Here is a 26,361-nt window from a genome sequence, read left to right on the forward strand (position 1 = left end):
CACCCTCATCCCGAGCCTCTTGAGCTTGTCGAAAGGCGAAGGACGAGAGTGGGAATTCACGTTCACGCCCCTAGGGCTTGGCCACATCCTGCAACATCAGGAAGAAGGACGGCTGGAGCTTGAAGTTCTCGACATTCGCGCCGGTCACCGCATTCTGCTTCCAGTTGGCGACGAAGACCCACGGTGCATCGTCCTGAACGATCTGCTGCATCTCCTTGTAGAGTGCGGCGCGCTCGGACTGATCGGTCGAGGTGCGGGCCTTGTTCAGGAGTTCATCCACCCTCTCGTTGGCGTAGTAGCCGGAGTTGAAACCGCCCTTGTCGGGCCATGCTTCCGAGCGCAGCGCCAGGAAGGGCAGCGTGTCCGGCGAGTTGGTCATCCATGCCATTTCGGCCATGTCCGCCTTGCCTTCCAGCCCCGGATTCACCTTGCCGAGGAACGTGTTCCACTCATAGGTCTCGATGTTGACCTTCATGCCGACGGCCTGCAGATCGGCCTGGATGGCCGTACCCATGGCGATGGGGTCGAGCATGCCCGAGCCGCCCTCGGTGACGTAGAAGGTCAGTTCCTCGCCATCATACCCGGCTTCTTCGAGAAGCTGCCTGGCCTTGTCCGGATCATAGGGATAGGGCTGCAGTTCTTCATTGTAGGCCCATGCGAAGGCCGGCGGTGTCGGTCCCGCGGCCACGTCTGCCGTGCCCTGCAGAATGTTCTCGACCAGCGCCTTCTTGTTGATGGCGTAATTGGCAGCCTGGCGCACCGCCTTTTCGGTGAACGGCCCCTCCTTCATGTTGAGGATCAGGAACCAGACATGCGGGCCCGCCTGCTCGTAAACGCTGAAATTCGCGCCATCGCGGAACTGCTGCAGGCTGTCCGGCGGCACCTCCACCATCACGTCCAGACCACCGGAGAGCATTTCGGCGATGCGGGTGTTGGTGTCGGTGATCGGACGGTAGATCACGGCTTCGAGCGGCGGCGCACCATCCCAGTAATCCTCGTTGCGGGTGATGACGACGCGGGAATTGGCCTGCCATTCCTCGAACCTGAAGGCCCCCGTTCCGACCGGATTGCGGCCGTAATCCTTGCCGTGTTCCTTGACCGCCTCGGGCGAAACGATCAGGCCTGTCGGATAGGACAGATTCGACAGGAAGGGCGCAAAAGGCTCTTTCAGCGTGAACTCGACGGTCAGGTCGTCCACCGCCGTCACCTCGTCCACCGACGAGAAGTAGAAGGCGAGCGGGAACGGTCCCGTATCGTGATAGGGGTGATCTTCTTTCAGCATGCGGTCGAAGTTGAACTTCACGGCTTCCGCATTGAGCGGCGTGCCGTCATGAAACGTCACCCCCTCGCGCAGCTTGAAGGTGTAGGTGATCCCGTCATCGGAAATCTCCCAGCTCTCCGCCAGCGCCGGTTCCGGTTCCAGCGTGCCGTCTTTGTAACGGGTCAGGCCGTCATAGACGTTCATCAGGATGCGGAAGTCATTGACTGCCGTCACCGCATGGGGATCGAGCGATTTCGGCTCCGCGATCTGCCCGACGACCAGAACGTTGGGCGGTGTCTGCGCAAAGACCGGCGACGCAAAGAGCATCGAACCGGCGGTCATGGCGGCTGCAATCAGTTTCCTCATGGGGGCTCCTCCCTCTGTTGCGCATAATTAATCCTAACAATCTATCTATTGGCAAGCATTTATTATAATAAATCGAAAACACACCGCTTTTCCGCATTCCCGACGCGGAATAAATGTTTGAAAAACAGGCAGATCTCATGGTCCACACACCAGTCATCAACTCACAGCGCCTGCGCGCCCTGCTCGACGGGGTCAACGCTTTCGGTCGCAATTCGCAGACCGGCGGCTATAACCGCGTCGGTTACAGCGATGCGGACATGGCCGTGCGAAGCTGGTTTCTGGAGCAGATGCGTGCTGATGGCCTGACCGTGCACCGCGACCCCGTTGCCAACCTGTTCGGTCGATACGGCCCGACGGACGGCCCATCTATCATGGCCGGCTCACATCTCGACACCGTGCCCGAGGGCGGCGCCTTCGACGGCGCGCTCGGCGCATGTGTGGCGCTCGAATGCGTGCGCGCCATGAAGGACGCCGGTTTCACGCCGACGACCGCCATCGAAGTGGTTGCCACCGCTGAGGAGGAAGGACGGTTCGGCGGCATGCTGGGCTCGCAGACCATTGCCGGCCTCGTGACCGCCCAATGGCTGGATGAAGCCCGCGACGCCGACGGTATCCGGCTTGCCGACGCCATGCGCGATCAGGGTCTGAACGCCCGTGATGCGCTCGACGCCGCCCGCCCTCCCCGCAGCATCAAAGCCTTCCTCGAACTGCACATCGAACAGGGGCCGGTACTGGAACAGGCCAGCATTCCCGTCGGCATTGCCGACAGTGTCGCCGGCGTCATCAATCTCGCCGTGTCGCTGATCGGCCGCGCCAACCATTCCGGTACCACGCCGATGGCCCTGCGCGCCGACGCTTTCGCCGGCCTCTCGGCGGTCGGCCAGGCGGTGCGTGGCGTGATTGCCGAGCATGGCGGAGAGCGCAGCCGCATCACCATCGGCAAGGTCGGGCTTCAGCCCAATTTCATCCACACCGTGCCGGGCCGCGCCGATTTCATCATCAACATCCGCGACACCGATCCCGGCACGATGGCGGCTCTGGCTCTGGCCATGGAACAGGCCGTGCGCGATGCCGCGCAGGCAAACGGGCTGAGCTTTTCCATCGAGGAGCAGAGCCGAATGGAGCCGGTTCGTCTCGACGGCACGCTGGTCTCGCTTTTGAACGAGGAAGCGCATCGGCTCGGGCTTAAAACCCTCACCATGCCATCCGGCGCCGGCCACGACGCCCAGACGATGCAGACCCTGTGCCCCTCGGGCCTGATCTTCGTTCCAAGCCGCGACGGCATCAGCCATGCGCCCGAGGAATGGACCGACTGGGAAGCCATCGAAAAGGGCGCTCAACTGATGCTTTCAGCGCTGGTCCGGCTCAGCGCTATCGCCGCAGATTAGCGGCATGGCGGCGGCACGGCCATAGCCTCATGGAGAGCTGCCGCTGGCAGCCAGCACTGCAGCGAGGCCTTCCTGCAGGTCCGTGATGAAATAGCCGGGAACCTCCAGTGACGGGAAATGCCCCCCGGCTTCCGGCGTCTTCCATCGAACGATCTGCCGATACCGTTCCTGTGCCCAGGCGCGGGGACATTTTTCGATGTCGCACGGATAAATGCTGATTGCCGACGGAACGTCGACCCGCAGGCCGGGGTCGAGTGCGTTAACGCCGCCGTGGCTTTCGGCATAGATGCGGGCCGCCGACGCGCCTGTCCGCGTCAGCCAGTAGAGGGTGACATCGTCAAGGATGCGATCTCTGGAAATCGTTTCGAACGGGCTGTCTTCGGTGTCGGTCCACTCAAAGAACTTGTCGAGGATCCAGGCGAGAAGCCCTACCGGCGAATCGACAAGCGCGTAACCGATCGTCTGCGGCCGCGTTGCCTGCTGCTTCGCATACGCCGCGCGTTTGCGCCAGAACGCGCGCGTGTCCTCGGCCCATTTGCGCTCCGCCGCTGTCAGCCCGTCGGTTGCCAGCCCCGGCGGCGCCTGCGCGAGCACCGTATGGATGCCGACAACGGATGCCGGAAACCGGCCACCCAACACAGTGGTAATGACGCCGCCCCAATCGCCGCCATGGGCCATGAATCGGTCGTAGCCGAGCCGTCCCATCAGTTCCACCCATGCGGCGGCGATCTTTCCGACCCCCCACCCGGTGCCGGTCGGCTTGTCGCTGTAGCCAAAGCCCGGCAGCGACGGCGCGACAACGTGAAACGCCGGCGCATCCGGATTCTCGGGATCGGCCAACGCGTCGATCACGTGGGCGAACTCGGCAACGCTGCCCGGCCAGCCATGCGTCAGGATCAAAGGCGTGGCGTCGGCGCGGGCCGACCTGCGGTGCAGGAAGTGGATCGCCAGCCCGTCGATGGTCGTGCGGAACTGGCCGATCCGATTAAGGCGCGCTTCAAACGCGCGCCAGTCATACCCGGTGCGCCAATAGTCGACCAGTTCGGAAAGATCGGCGAGCGGAACACCCTGATCCCATCGGCGCGGGTCAGGCGCGGGCCGGTAGACCGTTTCGCGCTCCGGCAGTCGCGCGGCCGCTAGTCGCGCGCGAAGGTCGGCAAGGTCAGCATCGCTTGCGTGAGCTTCGAACCGGTGTACGTCGCTCTGAGCATTATTGTTAGAAAAACTGTACATTATCTACTGGCCTTTCCTCCTTATATAATTTTGTAAAATTTAGCACGAAATGGCTCTCGCTACTTGTCAGAAAAGATCAATATCAGTTAGATTTTCTATCATGAAAAAACGTAATGACTTCGCCTGGCTGCCGCTGAATTCGCTTCGAGCTTTTGCCGTATTCCATGGAACCGGCTCCGTCGGCGCAGCGGCTCATGCGCTCAGGGTGACACATGGCGCAGTAAGCCAGCATCTGCGCGGACTGGAAGACCGTTTGCAGCGAAGACTGTTTGTTCGTACAGGCAACCGTCTTGTCATGCTGCCGGAAGCCGAGGAGCTTGCCGACAGCCTGCTCGGTCATTTCAGGGCAATTGCCGCTGACCTCAATCAGTTTCGGCGCGGGGACAATATCCTCAACGTCACGGTAACGCCGCATGTCGCACAGCACTGGCTGCTGCCGCGTCTTGACGATCTGATAAGGCGCCATCCGGAGATCGACCTGCGCATAAACGCCGATGCGGCTGTGCATGATCTCGTCCAGGGCGATTTCGATGCGGCTATCCGGTATGGTGATGGCAACTGGCCGGAGTTGAATTGCGAACGGCTTTTTGAAGGTTGGGACGTCGTCGTCGCGGCGCCTTCCATCCTGGAGCAGGTTTCCATTCAAGCGCCCCGGGATCTAACCAGACTGCCTTGGATTTTGGATGAAGACCGGGACATCGAAATGTCCCGTTGGTTCGACGATCATGGCCTGGATCAGCAAGCACATTCGCGGATTACCCGGTTGCCGAGTGCGCTGACGCTCGCCGCTGCCCTTGACGGACACGGTGTCGCCTGGCTTCCTCACGTCTATGCCGCGCCATATTTGAGCAGTGGACGACTGGCGCGGTTGTTCAGCGACGACCGATGGGCCGCACAATGCAGGCACCACTATTATCTTTGCTGGGCAGACAGCAAGAACGGGCCATGTCTGAGGGCATTTCGGCAATGGATAATGCGGCAACTCGCCGGATAGTCGACGGTTTCGGCCCGGTTCTGGACGCTGCGCCGGTGAGCGCTCATCGTTCCGCTGCCATCATCGCTGCCTTCAGCGCGGCCGGACCTTCGAGCACCTCTTCGACAGACGGTGAAAAACCTGCCGCCAGCATGCGCCGCGCCATCATGTGTTCGCCGGGCCGATTGACGGTTTCCACGGCGACCAGACGGGCGCCCGAGAAGAGGTAGACGCCGAAGGCGCCGCTCTCGGGATCCCCCGTCACGATCTCCCGATCCACATCGAAAGGGAGGCCTGCCATCTGCAGCTTGCGCTCGCCCTGATCGGACCAGAACCACGGGACGGCGTCATAGGCTGCCTCTTTGCCGAGCATTGCCTTTGCCGCAATGCGCGCCTGATCGGTGGCGTTCTGGACCGATTCAAGACGCAGTGTGCGTCCTGACGCGGCGTGCGGGAAGGAAACACAATCCCCGATCGCGTAGACGTCGGCAGCGCTGGTGCGACAGCTGGCGTCCACGCGAACGCCGTTGTCGCAGGCAAGCCCGGTGGCTTCGGCCAGGGCGGTGTTCGGCAGCGCGCCAATGCCCACCAGCACGATATCGGCGGAAAGCTCCCGCCCATCCGATGTGATGACACTGCGAAGGTTTCCCTTCTCGCCGACAAGCCGCGCAACACCCGCGTTCGTCAATATCCTGACACCGAGGCTCTCATGATAGGCGTGCATGTGGTCTGCGACGCGCGCACTCACGGCCCGGCCGAGGATGCGTTCGGCCGCCTCCACCACCGTCACGCCCTTTCCGGCCATGGCAGCCGTCGCCGCCACCTCGAGCCCGATGAAGCCGCCTCCGATCACGACGATGTTCTGCGCCCTGACCAGGGCATCGCGCAGGACGCGGGCATCGGCGCAGTCGCGAAGATAAAGAACGCCGGCGCATTCAGAACCGGGCACCGTCAAGCGGCGGGGTTCAGCACCGGTGGCGAGCAGAAGTCTGCTCCAGTCAAGTTGCCTGCCATCATCCAGTGTCAGCGTGCGGGTTTCCGGCGCGATACCGGTAACGCAGACACCCGTCTCAAGCTCGATATTCTGTGTGTCGTAGAACAGCCGGGCGCGCAGAATCTGCGGTTCGGCATCCTGTGATTTCAGGAAAACCTTGGAAAGCGGCGGCTTGTGATAGGGAAGTTCGGGATCGCCCGAAACAAGCGTCAGCCGGCCTTCATACCCCTCCTCGCGCAAACTCGCGGCAGCCTGTACGCCGCCATGGCCTGCACCGATGATAATGATGTGCTCGTCCAGGGTCCCGCCTCCGGCTCTTTGAAATCCCGATGACAACGGGTCCGACATAGAGAGCGCGGGGCACATGGGCAAGCCCGCGATTGCGGCGCAGACGGGACTGCTCCTGCAGTTTCCCTGAGGTGGCACAAACGAAACTGCCCTCCGGCGGGGCTCATGCCGGAGGGCAGCGCTGCAACAACCCTGTCTGGATCATAGATCAAGCATCGGAATAGCCCGAAAACCGGATTCCACTTTTCGGTCCGATGCTCTAGAACAGGGCCGCGGTCTTCTGCAGCGTTATCCAGACACCCCACAGAATGGGGATGCCGACGATGGCCCAGGCGGCAAGCGCCTTGCCATCGAAACCACCCTTGCCGATACCGAACGAGCCGGTCGGGCCTGAATCGGCAGCCGCCGATTTCGCCTGAAGTTTCGCGACTTCCTCATCCGACATGTACCATTTGTCCGAAAGCGGCTTGACCAGCATGTTGCAGATCAGGCCAAGGAGAAGCATGCCGGCCAGGATATACATGGTGAAGTCGTAGACCTGCTCGCGCGGAATACCCGCATTGAGCTGCGCTTCACGAATGTAGTTCACCACGACGGGACCGATGATGCCGGCCGTCGCCCAGGCCGTCAGCAGACGACCGTGGATGGCGCCAACGAACTGGGTGCCGAAAATGTCGGCCAGATAGGCCGGCACCGTGGCGAAACCACCGCCATACATAGACAGGATAATGCCGAACATCAGAACGAAGAGCACCTGGCTGCCCATATGCGCGGCCGAGGGGGCGAGCGCATAGAGCACGATGCCGATCAGGAAGAATGCGTAATAAGTGTTCTTCCTGCCGATCCTGTCGGAGAGCGACGCCCAGAAGAAGCGGCCGCCGATGTTGAACAGCGAGAGCAGACCGGCAAAGCCCGCGGCAATCGCCGCAATGGCGCTCTTCTGGGATGCGTCGAGTTCGTTGAATGTCAGTTCCGGCATGCCGAGCAGGCGTCCGCCAAAAATTTCCTGAAGCATGGGTGAGGCCATGCCGATCACACCGATACCAGCCGACACGTTGAGGGTGAGAACCGCCCAGATCAGCCAGAACTGCTTCGTCTTGTGAGCGTCGCGCAAATGGACATGGCGCGACGTGATCATGGATTTCGCGCTCTTTGCCGGCGGTGTCCAGCCTTCCGGCCGCCAGCCGGATGGCGGAATGCGATAGCCGAAGGCGCCGCCCATCATGAAGACGAAATAGATGGCGGCCATGACCAGAAAGGTCTGCCAGACGCCAACGGAGCCCGCGGTCTTGAACGTGTTCATGAGCATGTCTGCCAGCGGGGCGCCGATCATCGCACCGCCGCCAAAGCCCATAATGGCCATGCCCGTTGCCATGCCCCGGCGATCCGGAAACCATTTGATCAGCGTCGAAACCGGCGAAATATAGCCGAGCCCCAGGCCAATGCCGCCGATCACGCCGGCGCCGAGCCACATAAGCCAGAGCTGGTGAAGCATCACGCCGATCGCTGCAACGGCGATGCCGCCGCACCAGCAGAAGGCCGCGACCACGCCCGCCTTGCGCGGGCCGGCGCGTTCGAGCCAGCCGCCCCAGATCGCCGCCGCCGAGCCGAGCAGCACGAAAAACAGCGTGTAGATCCAGCCCAGATCCGAAACGCGCCAGTCGCAGCTTGTGGTGAAAAGCGCGCTGATGAGCGTCATGTCCTCGCAGACCACACGCTCGGAAATGCCGATGGCCTGGGTCAGCGGCAGCCAGAACACGCTAAAACCATAAGCCATGCCGATGCATAGATGGATCGCCAGGGCCGCCGGCGGAACAAGCCAGCGGTTGAAGCCCGGCTGGGCAATGATCCTCTCCCTGTCCAAAATACCGCCGGCGGGGGCGCCGGATAATGTGTCACTTGCTGCGGACATAAGTCTCCTCCTCCTGCCGGGTTTTCCGGCAGCCGTCCTGCTGGTTACGCGTTTGAAAGTTCCCGATTGATGCCGACCCGCCGCCCTCCGCGACAGTGGCTTCCGGGTCGGGCCCCGGTCATCGATAGCGTCCTCCTCTTACCTCGTCTGGAGGTAAGCAATGGTCGTGCCAGATGATTGCTGTGAACGATTTCAGATGCTTATCGGCTGAAAGATCAGCTCAATGGACAGTATGTCCGAGGCGATCGGACATTTTGTCCGAGACGTTTCGAGCATCGGACCGAAAAGTGGAATCCGGTTTTCGGGTTATTCCGATGCTCCATCAATAATTTAGATCGTCCTTTGTGCGTCCATCCAGACACATGACGATCTAGCGCGCCTCCGGCAACCAGATCGTGAAACAGGTGCCCTCGCCTGGTCTGCTCTCGACCGAGATCTTGCCGCCCTGCCGGCTGATCAGGGTCTGGCTGATCGAAAGGCCGAGCCCGGTCCCCTCCTGCCGCTTTGTGGTGAAAAACGGATCGAACGCCCTGTCGAGCATTTCGGGCGTCATGCCGACGCCCGTATCCGAAACCGCGATAACGAGCCCCTTGTCTCCGTCCTGCTCTTCATCGCGGGTGACGAGTGAGAGAGAGCCACCGTCAGGCATCGCATGGACGGCATTGACGATCAGGTTGACGAGAACCTGCTGGAGTTCCGTGCGGTTCATCAACACAAGGCGGGTCGCGCGGTCTTCACGCATGACCACGATTTCTGCCTTGTTGAGAAGGTGCTGCACCAGTGGCAACGTGTCGGAAATCACATCCGTCGGGGCGTGACGCTCCAGAAAGCCCGCATATTCCTCCGGCTTGGCAAACTGAAGCAGCTTGGTGACAATCTGGCTGATCCGGTGGATCTGTTCATCGAGCAGGCGAAATTCCGTCCGCGCCTCATCCGCGCGATCCCCCATCACCTGACGCACCACTTCAAGATTGCCCTGCATCACGGCGATTGGATTGTTGATTTCATGGGCAACGCCGGCCGTAATCTCGCCAATCGCAGCGAGTTTTTCGGACATGATGAGCTGACGGGTCGTGGCCTCAAGCTGCCGGTTTGCAAGCCGCAGCTCGCGCGTGCGCTCTTCCACCCGGGCGTTCAACTCCTCGTTCCAGGCGCGCAATTGCCTGTCGCGTTCCTGCAGCTGCTCAAGAAGCAGGTCGAGATGCTGCGCCACCCGGCCGATTTCGTCGTCGACGCCACGAATGCCCGTGCGTGCGCCGAGGTCCCCGCCCTCAACCTCTGAAATCGTGCCGGCCATGCGCTCAAGCGGCTTGAAGATCGAGCGGGCCCAGCGCAGGAACAGCGGAACACTCAATGCGGTGATCGCCAGAAAGGCGATGGCGATCGTCAGCAGGGTCGTATACTTCGCTTCCGTGAAGGGCGCTTCCAGAAAGCCGACATAGAGCATGCCGACGCGCCTGCCGTAGCTGTCGGTGATCGGCTCATAGGCGGAGATGTACCAGTCATTGACGACAAAAGCGCTGTCGAGCCAGACGCGTCCCTGACCGAGCACTGCCGAGCGGACGATGCTCGAAACGCGCGTGCCAAGGGCCCTGCGCCCCTCAAAGAGCCGTACATTGGTGCTGATGCGCACGTCGTCTAGGAACAGTGTTGCCGTTCCCTGGCTTCCCTCCGGCAGGCTCGCTTCGCGGTAGACGAGATCATTGATCGTGTCGATGAAAACGAGATTGCGGTTCAGGAGATTGCCGCCGACAAGGGCGGCCGGGCTGCCATCGGCAAGTCGCACCGGCGTTGCCGAATGAACGACCATGCCGCGCGTTTCGGCCGCCCGGTCGGTCGGCACGGCATTGGGCGTTGGCACCAGTTCCAGCCGGGCACGCGCGGCGAGTGCGGGCGCGATTACGGTCAATTCCTCGCCCGAAAAGATATCGATCCCCGTAGACGCCTCTCCTGAAAGCGCCCTTTCGATGATCGGCCAGTCAGACCGTGGAGCGCCGGCAAGCTTCGGAGCGGATGTTACGACCCTGCCATTCCTCGGGATCAGATACAGAAAATCGAGATCGAGCGCGCGGCGATGTTCTTCCAGGAGCGCTTCCAGACCGCCGCCTCCGGCCTCCACGATATCGCGGAACCTTGCCGAGCCGCCAAGGGCCGTGATGCGTTCACCGGTGTTTTCCAGAAGCCGCGCGAAATACTGGTGCGCGATGGTCAGATCGCCATTGACCTTGGAGATCAAGGCTGCGTCGAACTTTGCGTTCCACCTGTAGACCGCCATGCCAAGAAGCAGAGGCAGGATCACGAGCGTGGGCAAAAGCGCGATCACAAGCAGGCGAAAACGGACCGAACGCCCCTGCCCCCTGCGCCGGTCCGGCTCTAATCGGTCAGACATTCCAGGCCGCGCATTTGCGGTCGATTGTCTTGCGGGAAACACCAAGCTGGCGCGCGGCAGCCTCACGGTCGCCGCCCAGCCGGTCGAGAACGGCCAGTATGTGCCGGCGTTCGATATCGGCAAGGCTCTCGCCACCGGTTCCGCTTTGCTGCATTGTACGAACCCCGCCGCCGAAGTCGTCTGGGAACCGGCCCAGGATCAGCGTGCGTTCGACAAGATTGCGTAGTTCGCGCACATTTCCGGGCCAGGAATAGGCCGCAAGGGCCGATCGTGCATCTGCCCCAATGGAGACTTTCGGCGTTCCCAGTTGCTGCGAGAGCTTGGTCATGAACAGATCGGCGAGTTCCTGCACGTCCTGGCCACGATCCTTGAGTGGCGGCAGGTGGATCTGCATAACGTTGATGCGGAAGAACAGATCGGCGCGAAACTGGCCGGCTTCGACCAGTCTTTCGAGTTCGGCATTGGTGGCAAAGACGAAGCGCAGGTCGACAGGGATTTCGCGTTCCGAGCCCACCGGCCTGATCCGGCGATCCTCGAGCACGCGCAAAAGCTTGCTCTGCGTGGCAGGCGGCAACTCGCCGATTTCGTCAAGAAACAGCGTGCCGCCCTGGGCGTGCATGAAAAGACCTTCGCGGGCCGTGTCCGCGCCGGTGAACGCACCCTTGAGATGACCGAAAAGCTCGGTTTCGATCATGTCCGGCGGAATGGCGGCGCAGTTGACGGGGACGAAGGGTTTGTCCGCCCGGTCCGAGAGCGAATGAAGCGAACGCGCGGCGACTTCCTTGCCCGTGCCCGACTGGCCAGTCAGAAGCACCGACGTCGGCAGCGGTGCAACGCGTGCAATCGTCTCCCGCACATCGCTGATCGCTTTGGAGCCGCCGATCAGCTTGTCGCGCAGCAGAACGTGATCGGAGGTGGATTTCAGTTCGTAGCGCAGGACATAGTTTTCGCGCTGGAGGCGCATCTGATCGAGACAGCGCGCCACGGCGTTCAAAAGCTGGTTGGAGCGGAATGGCTTCAGAATGAAATCCACGGCGCCGGCACGCAATGCCTGGATGGCGGTCTCCAGATCCGCATAGGCCGTCATGAGAATGGCATTGGAGAAAAACCCGATGGCGCGCTGCTCGGCAAGCCAGTCGACACCATTCTTGCCCGGCATGATGTTGTCGAGAATCACCACGTCATAATGGTTGGTGTCGAGCTTGCGCGATGCCTCTTCGGTGTCGGCGGCCTCGTCGAGACGCTTGCAGCGGGGGCCGAGCGTACGCATGAGAAAATTCCTCATGCCCGGCTCGTCATCGATCACGAGGATGGAGGCCTGTGCCAGCCATGGGCCGAATTCCGGGTCCGCCGCCATGTTGCGTGGCGCTCTTGCAGCCTGTCCGCTCGCCATATCCTCCCGATCCCCCTCCGGTGTTGAGCTGCATGATTAGCCAAGCTCCTTCGGAAAGCAAATAGGGTCCCGTCTACTCTCCACCGCCGGCCTGAAAGGATTTGCGCCACTGGTCCAGAAACGCCCGGCGCTTGGCCTGATCGAGACCAACCAGAAGTGCTGGAGAAAGCGCTATGGGCCGGAATGCGGCCTCTCCCGCTGTCGGTCCTGTCCCGGTGTCGATGAGATTGAGCATTTCGGGACCGTTGAGCGATGAAAACAGGCGTGACGGTCCGGAGAGAAGCCGTTGCCCGGTATCGGTCAGTGCAAGTGCGATCAGCGCGTTGGCAGCACGCTTGTTGCGCGCGTGACGCGAGACGAACGCAGCGCGCGACAGGGCAAGCGTATAGTCGGAGGGAAAGATGATGCCGATCCGCGGGTCCTCTTCCTGGCGGGCAAGGGCATAGGAGCCCAGGACGTTGTAGCCGAGCACCAGACGCCCGGTCCGCACACCGTCGATCACCTCGGAACTGCAGCAGAAAAGTTTTGCCTGGTTCTGCCCAAGGCTTTCCAGCAACCGCCCCCATGTGGAAGCCTGTGCGGCATCCTCGAATGCGAAGATGTATCCGACGCCCGAGCTCTCGATATCGTAGGTGCCGATGCGGCCGCGAAAGCGCTCCGTCTGGCGCAGAAGGTCGACCAGTTCAAAACGATTGCGGGGCACTTCCCCGGGTCTCAGTCCCTGCCTGTCATAGACGATGACGGCGGGCTCGAAGGTCAAGCCGACAAGCTCGTTGCGCCAGGAAGCCCAGTCCGGCAAGTCCGGGGGCAGACTGAAACGGAACGGCTCCGAGCAGCCATCGTTGACGAGGCGCACCTGTTCGGGAATGGCGGACGAAATCACCGTATCGGCGAAGAATGTCCCTGCTTCGCAGGCCTCCGCGACAGCCGCATAGAGATCGAGACTGGTCATCTGACGATAGACAACCGCCGTCGAGGGATTGGCGCGCTGAAATTCGCGGATCAGCGGCTCGATGAAGACCAGGTCCGTCACGCTGCCGATAACCAGGGTCTCGCTCCCCTCGCCGGTCGCTTCAAACAGCGTGTCTTCAGCCATGCCCGCCACCGGCGCGAACGATATGAGAAGCAGGAAAAGACCGGTAATCAGGCGTCTCATGGCGCTTCCGCTCCTTCCCGTGCGAGCGGCAGATCGAGGCTGATGGTAAAGCCTCCGGCACCGCGATCCAGCATAATGCGCCCATGGTGGAACTCTGCCACCTCCCGCACGATTGCGAGCCCCAGCCCGGCGCTTTCCGGCTTGTTGGGATTGATTGCGAAACGGTGGCCGATATCCGCAGGATCGCTGGCGGGCAGCCCCTCACCCTGATCGGTAACCGCGATGCGTGCACGGTCGTCGCTCAACGCGACCACCAGATCGATGGGCGGTTTTCCATGCGCATGAGCGTTGTTCAACAGGTTTTTGACAGCCTCGCGCAGGCTGAACGCATCTCCATGCACCATGACGGGCTCTTCCGGCAGATCGAGCCGTATGCGCGGCTTTCGACCACCCACGATCTGAACGAAATCGCGTTCCGCGCCGACAGCGATGCGCCGGAGGTCGAGGGGTTCGAGGCGGGCGGTGTCGGCGCGATGCGTCACGAGCGCATGGCTCAGGAGCTGGTCCGTCAGACGGTTCAGACCGATGGCGCGGCTGCGAATGCGGCGGTGCAGCGCTTTCAGCCGCTGCGGGTCGTCTTCATCCAGCGCAAGTTCGCTATGCGCCCTGAGGGCGGTGATGGAGGTGCGTATCTGATGGGCGGAGTCGGCAACATAATCCTGCATGGCACGCACACGCCGGTCGAGACGCCCCATGAACCGGTTGATGGAGGCCACCAGCGCCGACACCTCGTCGGGCGCATGCATGGAAAAGGGCGAAAGATCGAGCGGATCCCGCTCGAGAATCGCCGTCTGAATGCGTTCCAGCGGCCGCATGGCATAGCGCATGGCAAGCAACGCCAGGACAAGGATGGCAAAACCGGCGCCGGCGATGACCGCAACCGCCTGTGTGGCCATGCTGCGGGCCAGTTGCTCGCGGCTTCCGGTCGTGTGCGCGACAACGATGTATATGTCGCCGCTCACCGCGCGTTCGGCAAGCCTGCGCAACATGGCAAGCGCGCGCACCCGCTCGCCGCCGAAGTCCACCTCATAGGCAAAACCGCCTTCGGGGATCGTATCCGCCTCGGGCATCGGAAAGTCCTCGTAACCCGTAAGGGTCGTCCCGTCGGGTTGCGCGACGCGATAGAACACACGCTCATCCTTGGCGAGCGACAGAAGTTCAAACGCCGAAACAGGTATGTCGACGCGCACCTCGCCCTCGATGACGAAGATGCGCTCCGCAATCTGCAGCGCGGCCCCCTGAAGCAGCCGGTCGAACGCCTCGTTGGCCGCCTGCCGTCCATAGCCATAGGCCGCATAGATGGTGGCGCCGACAGCCAGCGTGAGCACCAGGGTGAGCGAGATCGTCAGGCGATAGGCGATCGACAGGCTGCGACCGGGTACGGCCTGACGCACGGGATGCGCCATCAGGTCCCCGGCTCCATCGTAACTGCCTGATAGCCAAGGCCGCGCAATGTCCGGATTTCAAGGCCCGATCCCTCGATCTTGCGCCGCAGGCGCCCGACATAGAGCTCGACCGCGTTTGGATTGCGTTCTTCGTCATGGCCGAAAAGCCGTGTCAGCAGGTCTTCCTTCTCAAGCACCCGATCGCGGTTGGTGAGAAAGATCTCCAGAAGTGTCTGCTCTCTTCGCGTCAGTTCGCAGGGTTCTCCATCGATCAGGACCCGGCGGGCGGCCATGTCGAAGGTCAGCTTTCCCACGACCAGCGTGCGGTCGGCATCGCCGCTGCGCCGGCGGATGATTGCGCGAATGCGCGCTTCAAGCTCGCCCAGATCGAACGGTTTGATCATGTAGTCGTCGGCGCCCAGATCGAGCGCATCGATCTTGTCGTTCACGGCGAGCCTGGCCGTCAGCACAAGCACCGGCACGCGGTTTCCCGCGGCCCGTAGCTTTTTGAGGAACGCAATCCCCGACCCGTCCGGAAGGTTGATGTCGAGCACGATCAGATCGTGGTGCGCCATTGCAACGAAATGCTCCGCGTCCTCCAGCGTTTCGGCGCGATCGCTCACATGGCCGGCTTTTTCAAGCCGCCGTTCTATGGCCTCAGCGACATCGCGCGTGTCTTCGACAATCAAGAAATGCATTTTTTCAGACAATGACAGCTTGTTGACAGGCTTACCCTATAGGCTCTCATTCGTCATGAGAACAATCTCGTGTCATACCGTTCCGGCCAATGGGAGGGCGGCGGTATTGAAAAGTTTGAGGACGATTTCGCCATGTCTCGGTGAAATCACTCAAGGAGGAGAAAATCGATGAAAAAGCTGCTCGGCCTCGCGGCCGTCTTCACGCTCGCATCCAGCCTGTCGGCGTTCGCGTTCGAACCGAACAACACCGAGTGCATCGCCCCCGCCAACCCCGGCGGCGGCTGGGATTTCACCTGCCGCCAGGTCGGCAAGACACTTCAGGATCTGAAGCTTGTGCCCGGCACGATGCAGGTTTCCAATGTTGCCGGCGGTGGCGGCGGCGTTGCCTTTGCTGAAGTGGTCGGCAAGCGCAACTCCGAGAACAACCTGATCGTCGCCGCCTCTTCGGCCACGGCCACACGCCTCGCGCAGGGTGCCTTCCCCGGCAACACCATGGACCAGGTGCGCTGGGTGGGTTCGGTCGGTGCGGATTACGGCGTGATCGCGGTTGCCAAGGATTCGCCGATCAACACGCTTCCTGAACTGATGGACAAGATCAAGGCTGATCCCTCTGCGGTATCGGTCGCGGGCGGTTCCGCCGTTGGTGGCTGGGATCACCTCAAGGTGCTGATCGCTGCGTCCAAGGCCGGTATCGAGGATGTTCGTCAGGTGAAATATGTTGCCTTCGACGGCGGCGGCGAGGCAGTCACCCAGCTTCTGGCCGGTTCCGTCCAGGCCTTCACGGGTGATGCTTCGGAGGCCAAGGGCTTCGTCGATTCCGGCGATATCAAGGTGATTGCCGTTCTCGCGCCAGAACGCCTCGAAGGCGATTTCTCGTCCTTCCCGACGGCAAAGGAGCAGGGCATCGACGTGATCGGCGCCAACTGGCGCGGCTTCTACGCGCCCGGCGACATGTCGGATGACGCCTACGCCTACTGGGTCGATGCCGTCAGCAAGGTCTATGCATCCGACGAGTGGAAGGAAGTCATGGCGCAGAACGGCCTCGCCCCGCTCAACCTGCAGGGTGAGGAGTTTCAGGCCTTCGTGAAGGAATCCATCGCTTCCATCACCGATCTGTCGAAGCAGATCGGCATCGTGAAGTAACACGCGACGGAACTCACTCGGGCCTGCCGGGACATCCCGCAGGCCCGAATTGTATCAAGAACAATCAGGGGAGCGCGTCCGTCATGAGCGACCGTATCTTCGGGGTCTTCGGCTTCCTTCTCGCCGCCTTTTATATGTGGCAGGCAACGCAGATCGAGCTGAGCTTCATTTCCGATCCGTTCGGACCAAAGGCCTTTCCATTCATGATCGGCACCGTGCTGGCGATTTCCAGCGCGATCATCGTCCTAAAACCGGACACCGAGCCCGAATGGCCCACTTTCTCACGCCTTTTCGAGATCGGCATGGCCACCGCCGTGATGATCGCTTACGCGCTGTTTCTCAAGGAATACGGCTTCGTCGCCTGCACCGCTGTTGCGGCGAGCTATCTCTCCTGGCGCCTGGGCTCCCATCCGGTAGCTGCCTTCACCGCCGGCGTGATGATTGCCGTCGGCATCTATGTCATTTTCCATCTCGTCCTGGGGCTGTCGCTGGCACGCGGCCCCTGGGGCTTCTGAGACGGGAGGCCCTTCATGGACACACTCGCTTCACTCGCAGACGGATTTGCCGTCGCGCTCACCTGGCAGAACCTGTTTCTGGCTCTGATCGGGTGCTTTCTCGGCACCATCATCGGTGCTCTGCCGGGGCTCGGCCCTTCAAACGGCGTTGCGATCCTCATACCGCTCGCCTTCACACTTGGCCTGCCGGCCACGCCAGCGCTCATCCTTCTGACCAGCGTCTATTATGGCGCCATGTATGGTGGCCGTATCTCGTCAATCCTGCTCAACATACCAGGCGACGAACCGGCCCTCATGACAACGCTCGACGGGCACCCGATGGCGAAGGCGGGCAAGGCCGGCGAAGCGCTTGCCATTTCCGGTCTCGCCTCCTTTGTCGGCGCCTTCTTCGCCACATGGGGGCTGGTCTTCCTGGCACCGCAGCTCGTCAAGGTCGCGCTGCTGTTTGGACCGGCCGAGTATTTCGCGCTGTTCGTGCTGGCCTTTGCCACACTTGGCGGCATTGCAAGCCGAAACCAGGCAAAAGCGGCACTCGCCGCCGTTCTCGGACTGGGCATCGCCACCATCGGCGTCGATGGCCAGACGGGCGTTCCGCGCTTCTCGTTTGGTGAAGTGCATCTTTATGACGGCATCGATTTTCTGGTCGCAATCGTTGGCCTCTTCGCACTCTCGGAGGTTTTCATCTTCCTGGAACACCGGGCGGGAAGCGGTGCCGGCGACAAGGCCGTGAAGGTGGGCCGCATCGTGCCGCCATGGAAGATGGTGCGCGAGACGATCCCCGCCATGGGCCGCTCCACCATCTTCGGCTTCATTGCAGGCGTGCTGCCGGGAGCCGGTGCCTCGCTCGGCTCCTTCATCTCCTACACGTTCGAAAAGCGTATCTCCGACCGCAACGGCACGTTCGGAAAGGGCGACCCGCGCGGCGTGGCAGCACCGGAAGCCGGCAACAATTCGGCGGCTGGCGGCGCACTTGTGCCTATGCTGGCGCTTGGCGTTCCCGGCTCCGGCACGACGGCCGTCCTGCTCGCCATGCTGCTCGCGCTCAACATCACGCCCGGCCCCCTGCTCTTCCAGCAGAACCCGGATGTGGTCTGGGGCCTGATCGCCGCGCTCTTCATCGGCAACATCATGCTTCTGGCCATGAACCTGCCGCTTGTATCGCTTTTCGTGCGGGTTCTCCTGATCCCGACACGCTATCTGATGCCTGCCGTGGCGATGATTTCTTTCGTCGGCATCTATGGCATTTCAGGATCCACCTTCGATCTGGTGGTAATGGTCATCTTCGGTGTGATGGGCTGGGTCCTGCGAAAGCTCGACGTGCCGCTGGTGCCGATAATTCTCGGCGTGTTGCTGGGCGACCAGATGGAGAAGAATCTGCGCCGCGCCATGACCATTCATGATGGCGACTGGACGATGCTGTTCAACTCGTGGCTGGCCATCGGCCTCTGGACCTTTGCCATTGTCGGCTTTGTCCTGCCGCTCATCGTCGGCCGTTACTTCAGGCCGAAAATCGCCGATGAGCCCATCGCGGAAGGCGCCGATCCTGACTGACCGGCGCTTTCAGATCAACTGCCTGAGGCGGCGTGGCTCCTGAGCCGCGCCGTTCTCAATGTCAGGAACCCCGTTGCAAGAACGATGATCAACGCGCCGATCACCGTGTTGAGGCTGGGTATTTCGCCAAAGAAGACGTAGCCGACTAGCCCGGAGAGAACGAGGCTCGAATAGCCGAGCGGCCCGAGAAAACCGGCATCGCCCAGCCAGTGCGCGCGCAGGAAACAGAACTGCGCGGCCTGCGAAAAAACGCCCACCGCCAGAAGAAACGGCCAGTGCCCCGCGGCGACCGGCTGCCAGCCCGAGAGCGCCGGCCACGCGGTGATCAGCGCAAGCCCGCCCGTATAGAACAGCATCATGACAACCGGTGGCGTTCCCTTGAGCTGTCGTGTGACGATAATGGCGCCGGTTCCGGCCAGTACGGCGGCGAGTGCTGCCAGAAGCGCGGGCGTCCACGGAACATTGCCCGGGCTTGCGGCGATGAACGCGCCCACGAGGCCCAGCCCTGCCGCCAGCCAGCGCGAGCCGGAAACCGCTTCGCGCAGGATCAAAGCCGAAAGCGCCACCAGAACCACCGGCCGCGTGAAATTCATCGTCATGTAGAGTGCGAGCGGCAGATGCGCGACCGCGTAAAACCCGCCCGTCAGCGCCACCGCTGAAAGAATGACACGGAACACATGCAGTGGCACCCGGTCGATCCGTGTCAGCACCGCGGGCTGGCGCGCAAGCCATGGCAGGATCAGGCCAAACCCGACCAGGGCGCGCAGGAAGACGAGTTGCCACGGCGGATAGCCGGCGCCCATCGCCTTGACGATCGATATGGCCCAGATGTTCAGGCCCATATCCGCCAGAAGCCATGCGCCGGCGCGCAGATTGTCCTTTGCCGTAGCGCCTGCGCTCACGGCCTTGCCACAAGGTTCGCCATCAGGCGGAATGCGCCCGGTACCAGCTTCTCCATCTGATGGTGCAGGATGAGCGCAACATGCGTGTGCCGCCCCTTGCCGATGCGGGCCGAGAGAAGCGCGCCCTCATGTGCCGCCTCGTCGGGATCGGCCATCGAGAGAAGCGGCTCATAGGCTTCATCCCAGCTCTTGGCAAAATAAAGCCCGCGCTCCTTATGCCAGTCCTTCCAGTCCTCATCCGTGATGCGGTTTGGCGTGTTGAGCAGCGGATGCTCGGGCGCGAGATGCGTTACCTGCGCATGCTCGTCCGTCACCCGCCAGCGCAGCGATGGCTTGCCGATCTCCAGCCGGCGCGGCGGCACCGTCTCCGGATCCCAGTCATCCCATGGGCGGTGATAGAGCGTGACGAGATTGCCGCCCTCCTCCACCCAGCGATGCACCAGCGGCATGGCATTTTTGAGCGCCGGTCGCGCACGCATCGCAAAGATGCCCACCGCGATCGTGTCGATGTCTTTCAGCCCTTCTTCCGTAAGGTCACTGTCCGCCAACTCGGTCACCTCGAGGCCGAGAGCCCTGAGCCAGTGACCCACGCGGTCGTTACCGCCACCGACATAGCCCACCCGCACATCCGGGAGTTCCACGTCCAGAACCCGCACCGACAACTGGGCCGGAAACGCGCGTGCGCGTTCGCCTATATGTGGATAGGCAATTCGTTTGACGGTTTCGGCGGGCGCCCCGTCAATCTTTAGGGAAAGATCGTAAAGGCCTGCCGCTACGTCCCGTGGTGCCTCCACCAGAAAACCCTCGGTGGCGGGTATTGCGCTCCAGCCGGACGGCAAGTCCAGCCCCACTTTTCCCGACCGAGGAAAAAGCTCGGAAACACGCAGATCGATCTGGCGCAACTCCGAGGCGGCATTGATCAATGCACGGTCGGGAGAAAGTGTTGCCGACCGTGCAGGAAGCACGACCGGTGCCCGCTCCAGCGGCAAAAGTGTTTCAGAAGAAACGCCATCGACGGTCACACCGACACGAATGGCCGGCAGGCGTGCCACACCGGGTCGATATGTGGCCGGATAGCAATCCGTGCTTTCGGCATCCACCGGCACCTGCACAACGCCATCTGCAAAGCGCCAGCCCTTCGGAAGAACCGGCGATACATCTGAATCCGGCCCGGAGCTTTCAATCGTCAGCGCCACACTGTCACCGGGCCGCAGGACATCGCGTTCAAGCCGGGCGCGCACCTCCACACCAGTGGCAATCCGCAAAACGTGAGACAGCTGCACTTCCTTTGCCGCGAGGCGGTGCTGCACCTCTTCACGTGCCTTGTCGGGGCAGGCATCGCGGGCAGCACGCACCGCCTTGAGGGCCAAGGCCGCCTGACGCGCCACCTCTTCCATATCCGGAAATGCCTCGAATGCTGCATCACAGGCCGAGTGCGCCGCTTGAAGATCATCGGCAATTTCAGGCGCACCGGCAAAGGAAGCCAGATCGGCCAGCGTCGCAGGCAGCCCGTCCGTGATCTGCTTGTCCGGCCCGTCCACCTCGGAACGCACCAGATGCAGCGGCCAATCGCGCTCTTCACCATTCGGCACCCAGCGACCCATCCCCTGCGTCAGATGGAAAGCGCGCGACTGTTCACCGATCTGCGCCCAGCTCCAGCCCGTTACCGGGTCTTGTCCGGTGCCCTTAACTGTCAGCGTGGCGCTGGGCGGCGGCAGGTCGTCATCGTAATTGTCTCCCGCTCCTGACCATGCGGGAAGGTAGAGCTTCTTCACCTGCCACACCGGCAGATCCACGCCCGGAAATGCCGGATCGGCGGCCGCGCTCATCACGTCATGGGCAAGCTCGGTCATCGCCCGGTGATGCCCGTGCTGCCCAGGAACATCCAGGAATGTGGGGCAGATGATATCCGGTCGCTCCGTGCGGATGATCTCGACAAAGCGTTTGAGCGTGCGCTCACGACCCCATTTTTCAAGTGTCTCGGTGCCGCGTTTTGAAAAGCCGAAATCAAAGATCGTGTCGTCGGGCGTTTCCGATAGCCAATAGAGATTGAGGTTCATCACTTCGGCGGCGCGCTCCATTTCCGCCGTGCGCACCACGCCCAGATCATGTGTCACCTCGGAGCCGATGGCGTTCTGTCCGCCCTCGCCGCGATTGGCGCAGGCAAAGGAGATCGCAATGCCGTCGCGCAGGGCCAGAGCCGCCAGCATTTCCGACGTCTCGTCATCGGGATGTGCGCCCGTGTTCATGAAGGAGACGCAGGATTTCAGCGGCGCGAGCGCCTGCCAGAGCCTGACGATGCGCGGATTGCGCACCTGCGCGGCGATGCGCTCCTGATCGGAAACGGGCATTTGTGAACCTCCCAGAGAATCAAGTTTTTGCGGCAATGCGCGGTGTGATGGTGTCGTGAATGACGAGTGCTGCCCCGCCGAGAGCGGCGGTGAGGCGCCCGCAGGCACCGCGCTGAACGCGCGGCGTGCTCCGTCCGGCCCGCGCAGCAACGGAGCCGCCGGGAAGATCGAGCGTGGCAATGAGGTGATCGAGAACGGCATCCGGCATGGCACCGCCAAGAATGACGGTTTCGGGATCGAAGAGGTTTTCGATCAGGCCAACGGCCTGCGAGAGCGGACCTGAAGCCTCTTCGATCCACTCCATCAAATGCGCGTTGCCCGCTTTGTAGAGGTTTTCGATGTCGGAAGCGCTGCCGATCTCGATGCCCGCACCCGCAAGCTTGCTGCGCGCAGCAATGCGGCTTGCATAGGTTTCGAGGCAGCCATGGTTCCCGCAGGCACAAAGCCGCCCGCCGGGCCGGACAATGACATGGCCGATTTCACCCGCATTGCCGAAAGCACCACGCTGGACCTCGCCCTCGGCGACCACGCCCAGACCCAGTCCGGCTCCGAAATAGAGAAAGCAGAAGGTGCGAAGCCCCGTTGCGACGCCGCGCACGCGCTCGGCCACGGCAGCAGCCGTCGCGTCATTTTCAACGACCACGGGCATATCGAGCGCTTCCTCGAACACGGCAACGGGATCGCTTTCCTCCCAGCCATGAAGCGCCGATTGACCCGCGCCTGAAATCCCAACCTTGCCGAAGGGACCAGGCATCACAACGCCGGCCCCAAGAATCCTCTGGGCCTTGCCACAACGCCCCTCAAGCGCGCTGGCACGAATGCGCCGGGCCACCGAAACGACTGTGGAAGGTGCATTGTCCGACAATGCCTCGCGCGTGGTGAACAGCGTCTCGCCTTCGAGGTTCACCAGTGCGCCAAACATCGCGTCCGGCCTGACCTCGATGCCGAGCGCCACCGCGCCGTCCGCATTGAGCCGGTATTTCAGAACCGGAAGGCCCCGCCCCTCCGACTGCCGCCCGGCTTCGATCAGAAGCCTGTCTTCCTCCAGTTCGGCAATGATGTTGCTGACCGCCTGAATGGACAGACCCGAGATGCGTGCAATCTCCGCACGCCCTATGGGCTGCCGTTCACGCACGTGGCCGAGCACGACCTGGCGGTTGTGCAGGCGCGTGCGTTCAGCGTTCGATCCTACGATGCGACGGGGGCTACTGATCTTCATATGCGCTTATTAATTCAACTTACTTGAATATTCAACTTGATTGAGTTAATCGTCAGCGAATGGACATGCCGCCTCATCGAGACGGATGAACAGAGGGTGACTGCTTTGCCAGACAGGATTTGGCTGGCGATCAAAGGGAGCAAACAGAATGAAACGCAACAGACTACGGACCTTCATGCTGGGTGCCGCTACGGCAGCCATGACCATGGCTGCTGGCGCGGGTGGCGCATCAGCGGTCGAGATCGAGTACTGGCAGTATTTCTTCGAAGCGCGCGTCGATGCGATGGACAAGCTGATCGAGAATTTCGAGGCAGCCAATCCCGACATCACCGTCAAGATGACGCATTTCCCCTATGACAGCTATCGCACCAAGGTAGCCGCTGCCATTCCGGCCGGTCAGGGCCCCGACGTCGTCCAGCTCTTCTATGGCTGGCTGAACGATTATGTAGAAGCCGAGCTGATCCAGCCGCTGCCCGCCGACACCTTCCCGCCGGAAAAGATCGAGGAAGAGTTCTTCCCCATGGTCAAGGCGATGCGGATGGGCGACAGCTACTGGGCGCTGCCGACTGCCGTGCGCTCGCTGGCGCTGTTCTACAATGAGCGCATGTTCGAGGAAGCCGGCATCGAGAACCCACCGGCCAATCTCGACGAATTCGTTGAAGCCGCGAAAAAACTGACCAAGAAGGACGGTGCCGGGAACCTTACCGCCGTCGGCATCACCACCGGCATGACCGCGCAGGACCATCACTGGATCCGCGAAGTGTTGATCCGCCAGTTCGGCGGCGAGCCCTATCTGGATGACTACAAGAAGGTCAACTACAACAACGAGGCCGGGCTGAAAGCCTTTGGTTTCTATAATGATTTGCAGGCCAAGCATGGCGTGACCAAGGCCGCCTTCATGGATGAGCCGCAGGCCGCCTTCAAGGCCGGTCGCGCCGGCATGCACATTGACGGCTCATTCCGCATCGGCGCGCTCGAAAGCGTGCGCGGCCTCAAATGGGGCGTGGCCGAGCTTCCCGCCGGTCCTGACGGCACCAAATCGAACTATTCCTCCTACTGGGTGAACGCCATCACCTCCAAAGCGGAAGGCGAGAAGTTCGACGCTGCCGTCAAGTTCATGGAGTATCTCACCTCCGACGAGGCCATGCAGATCTGGCTTGAGACCGTCGGCGAGCTGCCCGCAAAGCCGTCTGCCGCCATGACTGATGAAAACGTCAATCATCCGGTCTACGGCCCCTTCATCAAGGGCCTGGAATACGCAAAGACCACCGTTTTTGCCAATGAGAGCGCCCAGCGTCAGGCCATGGTGGACATGATGCAGCGCATCGAGCTGCAGGGCCAGGCGCTTGAAGAGAGCGTCGCACAGGCCGCCGAGGAAGAGCAGAAAATCCTCGACGAATACTACAAGAAATAAGGCCTTTGGGGCGTCCGGTCCGCCGGGCGCCCAACGAAATTCGGGACGGGGCCATGCGCTTTTACAACAATCTCACCATCTCGCAGAAGCAGATCGTCTGGGCCTGGATATTCCTTGCGCTGCCGGTTCTCTTCTACGTCGTCATCCGCTTTTATCCGACAGCCAACGCGTTCGTCCTTTCCTTTCAGGAATGGAACCTGCTCGGCGACCGGAAATATGTGGGCCTTGAAAACTACGCCAAGCTGTTCAGCGATCCGGTCTTCTGGAAAGTGTTCAAGAACACTTTCATGTATCTGATCCTGGGTACGCCGGTCAGCCTCGTCCTGTCCTTCATCATCGCCTATCACCTCGACAAGGTGCGCTTCATGCACGGCACCATCCGTGCGCTCTATTTCCTGCCCTTCATGACAAGTGCGGTGGCCATGGCCTGGGTTTGGCGCTGGTTCTACCAGCCGGTCCCCATCGGCGTGTTCAACAATTTTCTGGCAAGCTTCGGCATCAGTCAGATCGAATTTTTGAGCTCGACGACCAACGCCCTGCCCTCTGTTCTGGCCTGCGCGGTCTGGGCCGGTCTCGGCTTTCAGGTCATCATCTTCATGGCCGGCCTGCGCGCCATTCCACAGAGTTACTACGAGGCTGCGCGCATCGATGGCGTGTCCACCTGGACGGTTCTCACCGAGATCACCATCCCGCTTCTGAAGCCCACCATCGTGTTCCTGGTCGTCTTCTCCTCGATCGGTTTCCTGCGGATCTTCGATCAGGTCTTCAACATGACCACCAACAATCCGGGCGGCCCGCTCAACGCCACCAAGCCGCTGGTGCTCCTGATCTACGACACCGCCTTCAACGGTTTCAACATGGGCTATGCGGCGGCGCAGACCGTCGTGCTCTTCACCATTCTGCTGGTCGTCAGCCTGATCCAGCTTCGACTTTTGAAGGATAGCTGACATGGCCAGTCAGGACATTGCAGTCAAAGCGTCCACGGACGCGCTTTTCTCCGGTTCCTCGCGCAGTTCGCGGCGCAATATGGGCCAGTTCATCCGCTGGGCGCTTCTGTTCGGCGGCGGCATTCTCATGATCATGCCCATCGTGTTCATGATCTCGACCTCGCTGAAATTCCCCTTCGAGGTCTACAATCTGAACCTGATCCCCGAAGAGCCGACGATCGAGAACTACACCTATGTGCTCGAAGACGGACGCTTCTACCGCTGGTTCGTCAACTCGCTGGTGATCTCCATTATCACCACCGCATCCGCCGTCTTCTTCGACGCGCTGGTGGGCTATGCGCTGTGTAAGTTCAAGTTTCCCGGCCGCTATCTGGTCTTCATCGCCATTCTCTCAACGCTGATGATCCCGACCGAGATGCTGGTCATCCCGTGGTATCTCATGAGCAAGAGCTTTGGCTGGCTCGACACCTATTGGGGCATCATGTTCCCGGGGGTCATGACCGCCTTCGGCACCTTCCTCATGAAGCAGTTCTTCGAGACCGTTCCCGACGATTTCCTGGAAGCTGCGCGCATCGACGGGCTGAACGAATTCCAGATCTGGTGGCAGGTGGCCATGCCGCTCGTGCGCCCGGCGCTTGCAGCCCTCGCGATCTTCGTCTTCCTCGGCAACTGGACCGCTTTCATCTGGCCGTTGATCGTCACCAATTCGGTGGAGATGTACACGCTGCCGGTCGGGCTTTCGAGCTTCGGCGACGAGGTGGACGTGGCCTGGGAACTGATCATGACGGGTGCGGCCATCTCCACGCTGCCGACGCTGGTCGTCTTCCTCATCTTCCAGCGCTTCATCATTCGCGGCGTTGTCATGGCCGGCCTCAAGGGATAA

General features: G+C 61.7%; 20 protein-coding genes. 8 read left to right on the forward strand and 12 right to left on the reverse strand.

Annotated elements, in window-relative coordinates:
- Positions 1-70: 70 nt before the first annotated feature.
- Complete coding sequence (locus KUG85_RS03520; protein WP_223004138.1) at positions 71-1,627, reverse strand: ABC transporter substrate-binding protein; 1,557 nt, start codon at positions 1,625-1,627, stop codon at positions 71-73.
- 113 nt (positions 1,628-1,740) lie between these two features.
- Here KUG85_RS03520 and KUG85_RS03525 point away from each other — a divergent pair, with 113 nt between their 5' ends.
- Entirely contained in the window at positions 1,741-3,015 is a 1,275-nt protein-coding gene (locus KUG85_RS03525; RefSeq protein ID WP_223004139.1) for a Zn-dependent hydrolase, read from the forward strand.
- A gap of 27 nt (positions 3,016-3,042) precedes the next feature.
- On the opposite strand, the gene KUG85_RS03530 is transcribed toward KUG85_RS03525, so the two are convergent.
- The gene (locus KUG85_RS03530; RefSeq protein ID WP_223004140.1) at positions 3,043-4,248 is read right to left on the reverse strand and encodes an epoxide hydrolase family protein; all 1,206 of its coding nucleotides are present in this window, start codon (positions 4,246-4,248) and stop codon (positions 3,043-3,045) included.
- A gap of 100 nt (positions 4,249-4,348) precedes the next feature.
- Between KUG85_RS03530 and KUG85_RS03535 the strand changes: the two genes are divergently transcribed.
- The gene (locus KUG85_RS03535; RefSeq protein WP_223004141.1) at positions 4,349-5,242 is read left to right on the forward strand and encodes a LysR substrate-binding domain-containing protein; all 894 of its coding nucleotides are present in this window, start codon (positions 4,349-4,351) and stop codon (positions 5,240-5,242) included.
- Positions 5,243-5,285: 43 nt separating this feature from the next.
- On the opposite strand, the gene KUG85_RS03540 is transcribed toward KUG85_RS03535, so the two are convergent.
- The 7 genes from KUG85_RS03540 to KUG85_RS03570 all read right to left on the reverse strand — a co-directional run bounded on the left by KUG85_RS03540 (position 5,286) and on the right by KUG85_RS03570 (position 15,436).
- Positions 5,286-6,515 carry an NAD(P)/FAD-dependent oxidoreductase gene (locus tag KUG85_RS03540; protein ID WP_223004493.1) on the reverse strand — a complete coding sequence of 410 codons (1,230 nt, stop codon included), beginning with the start codon at positions 6,513-6,515 and terminating at the stop codon, positions 5,286-5,288.
- A 247-nt stretch (positions 6,516-6,762) separates the two neighbouring features.
- On the reverse strand, positions 6,763-8,415 hold the full coding sequence (locus tag KUG85_RS03545; RefSeq protein WP_065817540.1) for an OFA family MFS transporter: 1,653 nt from the start codon (positions 8,413-8,415) through the stop codon (positions 6,763-6,765).
- Positions 8,416-8,785: 370 nt separating this feature from the next.
- Entirely contained in the window at positions 8,786-10,804 is a 2,019-nt protein-coding gene (locus KUG85_RS03550) for a sensor histidine kinase (RefSeq protein ID WP_223004142.1), read from the reverse strand.
- Positions 10,797-12,197, reverse strand: a complete 1,401-nt coding sequence (locus KUG85_RS03555) for a sigma-54-dependent transcriptional regulator (RefSeq protein WP_065817542.1) — start codon at positions 12,195-12,197, stop codon at positions 10,797-10,799. Before KUG85_RS03555 ends, KUG85_RS03550 begins: the two co-directional genes overlap by 8 nt.
- Positions 12,198-12,270: 73 nt before the next feature.
- A complete protein-coding gene (locus KUG85_RS03560) occupies positions 12,271-13,353 on the reverse strand; it encodes an ABC transporter substrate-binding protein (RefSeq protein ID WP_223004143.1) in 1,083 nt (360 codons plus the stop codon).
- On the reverse strand, positions 13,350-14,759 hold the full coding sequence (locus KUG85_RS03565) for a sensor histidine kinase (RefSeq protein ID WP_223004144.1): 1,410 nt from the start codon (positions 14,757-14,759) through the stop codon (positions 13,350-13,352). The genes KUG85_RS03560 and KUG85_RS03565 overlap by 4 nt, the downstream gene beginning before the upstream one ends.
- Positions 14,759-15,436, reverse strand: a complete 678-nt coding sequence (locus KUG85_RS03570) for a response regulator transcription factor (RefSeq protein ID WP_223004145.1) — start codon at positions 15,434-15,436, stop codon at positions 14,759-14,761. The genes KUG85_RS03565 and KUG85_RS03570 overlap by 1 nt, the downstream gene beginning before the upstream one ends.
- A 168-nt stretch (positions 15,437-15,604) precedes the next feature.
- Here KUG85_RS03570 and KUG85_RS03575 point away from each other — a divergent pair, with 168 nt between their 5' ends.
- The 3 genes from KUG85_RS03575 (at position 15,605) to KUG85_RS03585 (ending at position 18,645) form a co-directional block, all read left to right on the forward strand.
- Positions 15,605-16,579 carry a Bug family tripartite tricarboxylate transporter substrate binding protein gene (locus KUG85_RS03575; RefSeq protein ID WP_065817546.1) on the forward strand — a complete coding sequence of 325 codons (975 nt, stop codon included), beginning with the start codon at positions 15,605-15,607 and terminating at the stop codon, positions 16,577-16,579.
- 83 nt (positions 16,580-16,662) lie between these two features.
- Entirely contained in the window at positions 16,663-17,094 is a 432-nt protein-coding gene (locus tag KUG85_RS03580) for a tripartite tricarboxylate transporter TctB family protein (RefSeq protein ID WP_223004146.1), read from the forward strand.
- 15 nt (positions 17,095-17,109) lie between these two features.
- The gene (locus KUG85_RS03585) at positions 17,110-18,645 is read left to right on the forward strand and encodes a tripartite tricarboxylate transporter permease (RefSeq protein ID WP_025029766.1); all 1,536 of its coding nucleotides are present in this window, start codon (positions 17,110-17,112) and stop codon (positions 18,643-18,645) included.
- Positions 18,646-18,659: 14 nt separating this feature from the next.
- Here KUG85_RS03585 and KUG85_RS03590 read toward each other — a convergent pair whose 3' ends face one another.
- Genes KUG85_RS03590 through KUG85_RS03600 form a run of 3 tightly spaced genes read right to left on the reverse strand, consistent with a single transcriptional unit; the run spans position 18,660 to position 23,117 of the window.
- Entirely contained in the window at positions 18,660-19,547 is an 888-nt protein-coding gene (locus tag KUG85_RS03590) for a DMT family transporter (protein ID WP_223004147.1), read from the reverse strand.
- Positions 19,544-21,898 (reverse strand): PIG-L family deacetylase, encoded by a 2,355-nt coding sequence (locus KUG85_RS03595; protein ID WP_223004148.1) that lies wholly within the window; start codon positions 21,896-21,898, stop codon positions 19,544-19,546. Before KUG85_RS03595 ends, KUG85_RS03590 begins: the two co-directional genes overlap by 4 nt.
- A gap of 19 nt (positions 21,899-21,917) precedes the next feature.
- Entirely contained in the window at positions 21,918-23,117 is a 1,200-nt protein-coding gene (locus KUG85_RS03600; RefSeq protein WP_223004149.1) for an ROK family transcriptional regulator, read from the reverse strand.
- A 148-nt stretch (positions 23,118-23,265) separates the two neighbouring features.
- Here KUG85_RS03600 and KUG85_RS03605 point away from each other — a divergent pair, with 148 nt between their 5' ends.
- From KUG85_RS03605 to KUG85_RS03615, 3 genes are read left to right on the forward strand one after another with little or no spacing between them, the layout of a single operon-like run.
- Entirely contained in the window at positions 23,266-24,531 is a 1,266-nt protein-coding gene (locus KUG85_RS03605; protein ID WP_223004150.1) for an extracellular solute-binding protein, read from the forward strand.
- Between the two features lie 53 nt (positions 24,532-24,584).
- Entirely contained in the window at positions 24,585-25,478 is an 894-nt protein-coding gene (locus tag KUG85_RS03610; RefSeq protein ID WP_223004151.1) for a carbohydrate ABC transporter permease, read from the forward strand.
- Position 25,479: 1 nt separating this feature from the next.
- The gene (locus KUG85_RS03615; protein WP_223004152.1) at positions 25,480-26,361 is read left to right on the forward strand and encodes a carbohydrate ABC transporter permease; all 882 of its coding nucleotides are present in this window, start codon (positions 25,480-25,482) and stop codon (positions 26,359-26,361) included.

This window comes from Nitratireductor rhodophyticola, assembly GCF_019891355.1.
Lineage (GTDB): Bacteria > Pseudomonadota > Alphaproteobacteria > Rhizobiales > Rhizobiaceae > Nitratireductor > Nitratireductor rhodophyticola.

Bases quoted from the DNA above. Each gene is read 5' to 3' on its own strand.
- KUG85_RS03520 (WP_223004138.1), bottom strand. From the start codon at position 1,627: ATGAGGAAACTGATTGCAGCCGCCATGACCGCCGGTTCGATGCTCTTT.
- KUG85_RS03525 (WP_223004139.1), top strand. From the start codon at position 1,741: ATGTTTGAAAAACAGGCAGATCTCATGGTCCACACACCAGTCATCAAC.
- KUG85_RS03530 (WP_223004140.1), bottom strand. From the start codon at position 4,248: ATGTACAGTTTTTCTAACAATAATGCTCAGAGCGACGTACACCGGTTC.
- KUG85_RS03535 (WP_223004141.1), top strand. From the start codon at position 4,349: ATGAAAAAACGTAATGACTTCGCCTGGCTGCCGCTGAATTCGCTTCGA.
- KUG85_RS03545 (WP_065817540.1), bottom strand. From the start codon at position 8,415: ATGTCCGCAGCAAGTGACACATTATCCGGCGCCCCCGCCGGCGGTATT.
- KUG85_RS03550 (WP_223004142.1), bottom strand. From the start codon at position 10,804: ATGTCTGACCGATTAGAGCCGGACCGGCGCAGGGGGCAGGGGCGTTCG.
- KUG85_RS03555 (WP_065817542.1), bottom strand. From the start codon at position 12,197: ATGGCGAGCGGACAGGCTGCAAGAGCGCCACGCAACATGGCGGCGGAC.
- KUG85_RS03560 (WP_223004143.1), bottom strand. From the start codon at position 13,353: ATGAGACGCCTGATTACCGGTCTTTTCCTGCTTCTCATATCGTTCGCG.
- KUG85_RS03565 (WP_223004144.1), bottom strand. From the start codon at position 14,759: ATGGCGCATCCCGTGCGTCAGGCCGTACCCGGTCGCAGCCTGTCGATC.
- KUG85_RS03570 (WP_223004145.1), bottom strand. From the start codon at position 15,436: ATGCATTTCTTGATTGTCGAAGACACGCGCGATGTCGCTGAGGCCATA.
- KUG85_RS03575 (WP_065817546.1), top strand. From the start codon at position 15,605: ATGAAAAAGCTGCTCGGCCTCGCGGCCGTCTTCACGCTCGCATCCAGC.
- KUG85_RS03580 (WP_223004146.1), top strand. From the start codon at position 16,663: ATGAGCGACCGTATCTTCGGGGTCTTCGGCTTCCTTCTCGCCGCCTTT.
- KUG85_RS03585 (WP_025029766.1), top strand. From the start codon at position 17,110: ATGGACACACTCGCTTCACTCGCAGACGGATTTGCCGTCGCGCTCACC.
- KUG85_RS03595 (WP_223004148.1), bottom strand. From the start codon at position 21,898: ATGCCCGTTTCCGATCAGGAGCGCATCGCCGCGCAGGTGCGCAATCCG.
- KUG85_RS03600 (WP_223004149.1), bottom strand. From the start codon at position 23,117: ATGAAGATCAGTAGCCCCCGTCGCATCGTAGGATCGAACGCTGAACGC.
- KUG85_RS03605 (WP_223004150.1), top strand. From the start codon at position 23,266: ATGAAACGCAACAGACTACGGACCTTCATGCTGGGTGCCGCTACGGCA.
- KUG85_RS03610 (WP_223004151.1), top strand. From the start codon at position 24,585: ATGCGCTTTTACAACAATCTCACCATCTCGCAGAAGCAGATCGTCTGG.
- KUG85_RS03615 (WP_223004152.1), top strand. From the start codon at position 25,480: ATGGCCAGTCAGGACATTGCAGTCAAAGCGTCCACGGACGCGCTTTTC.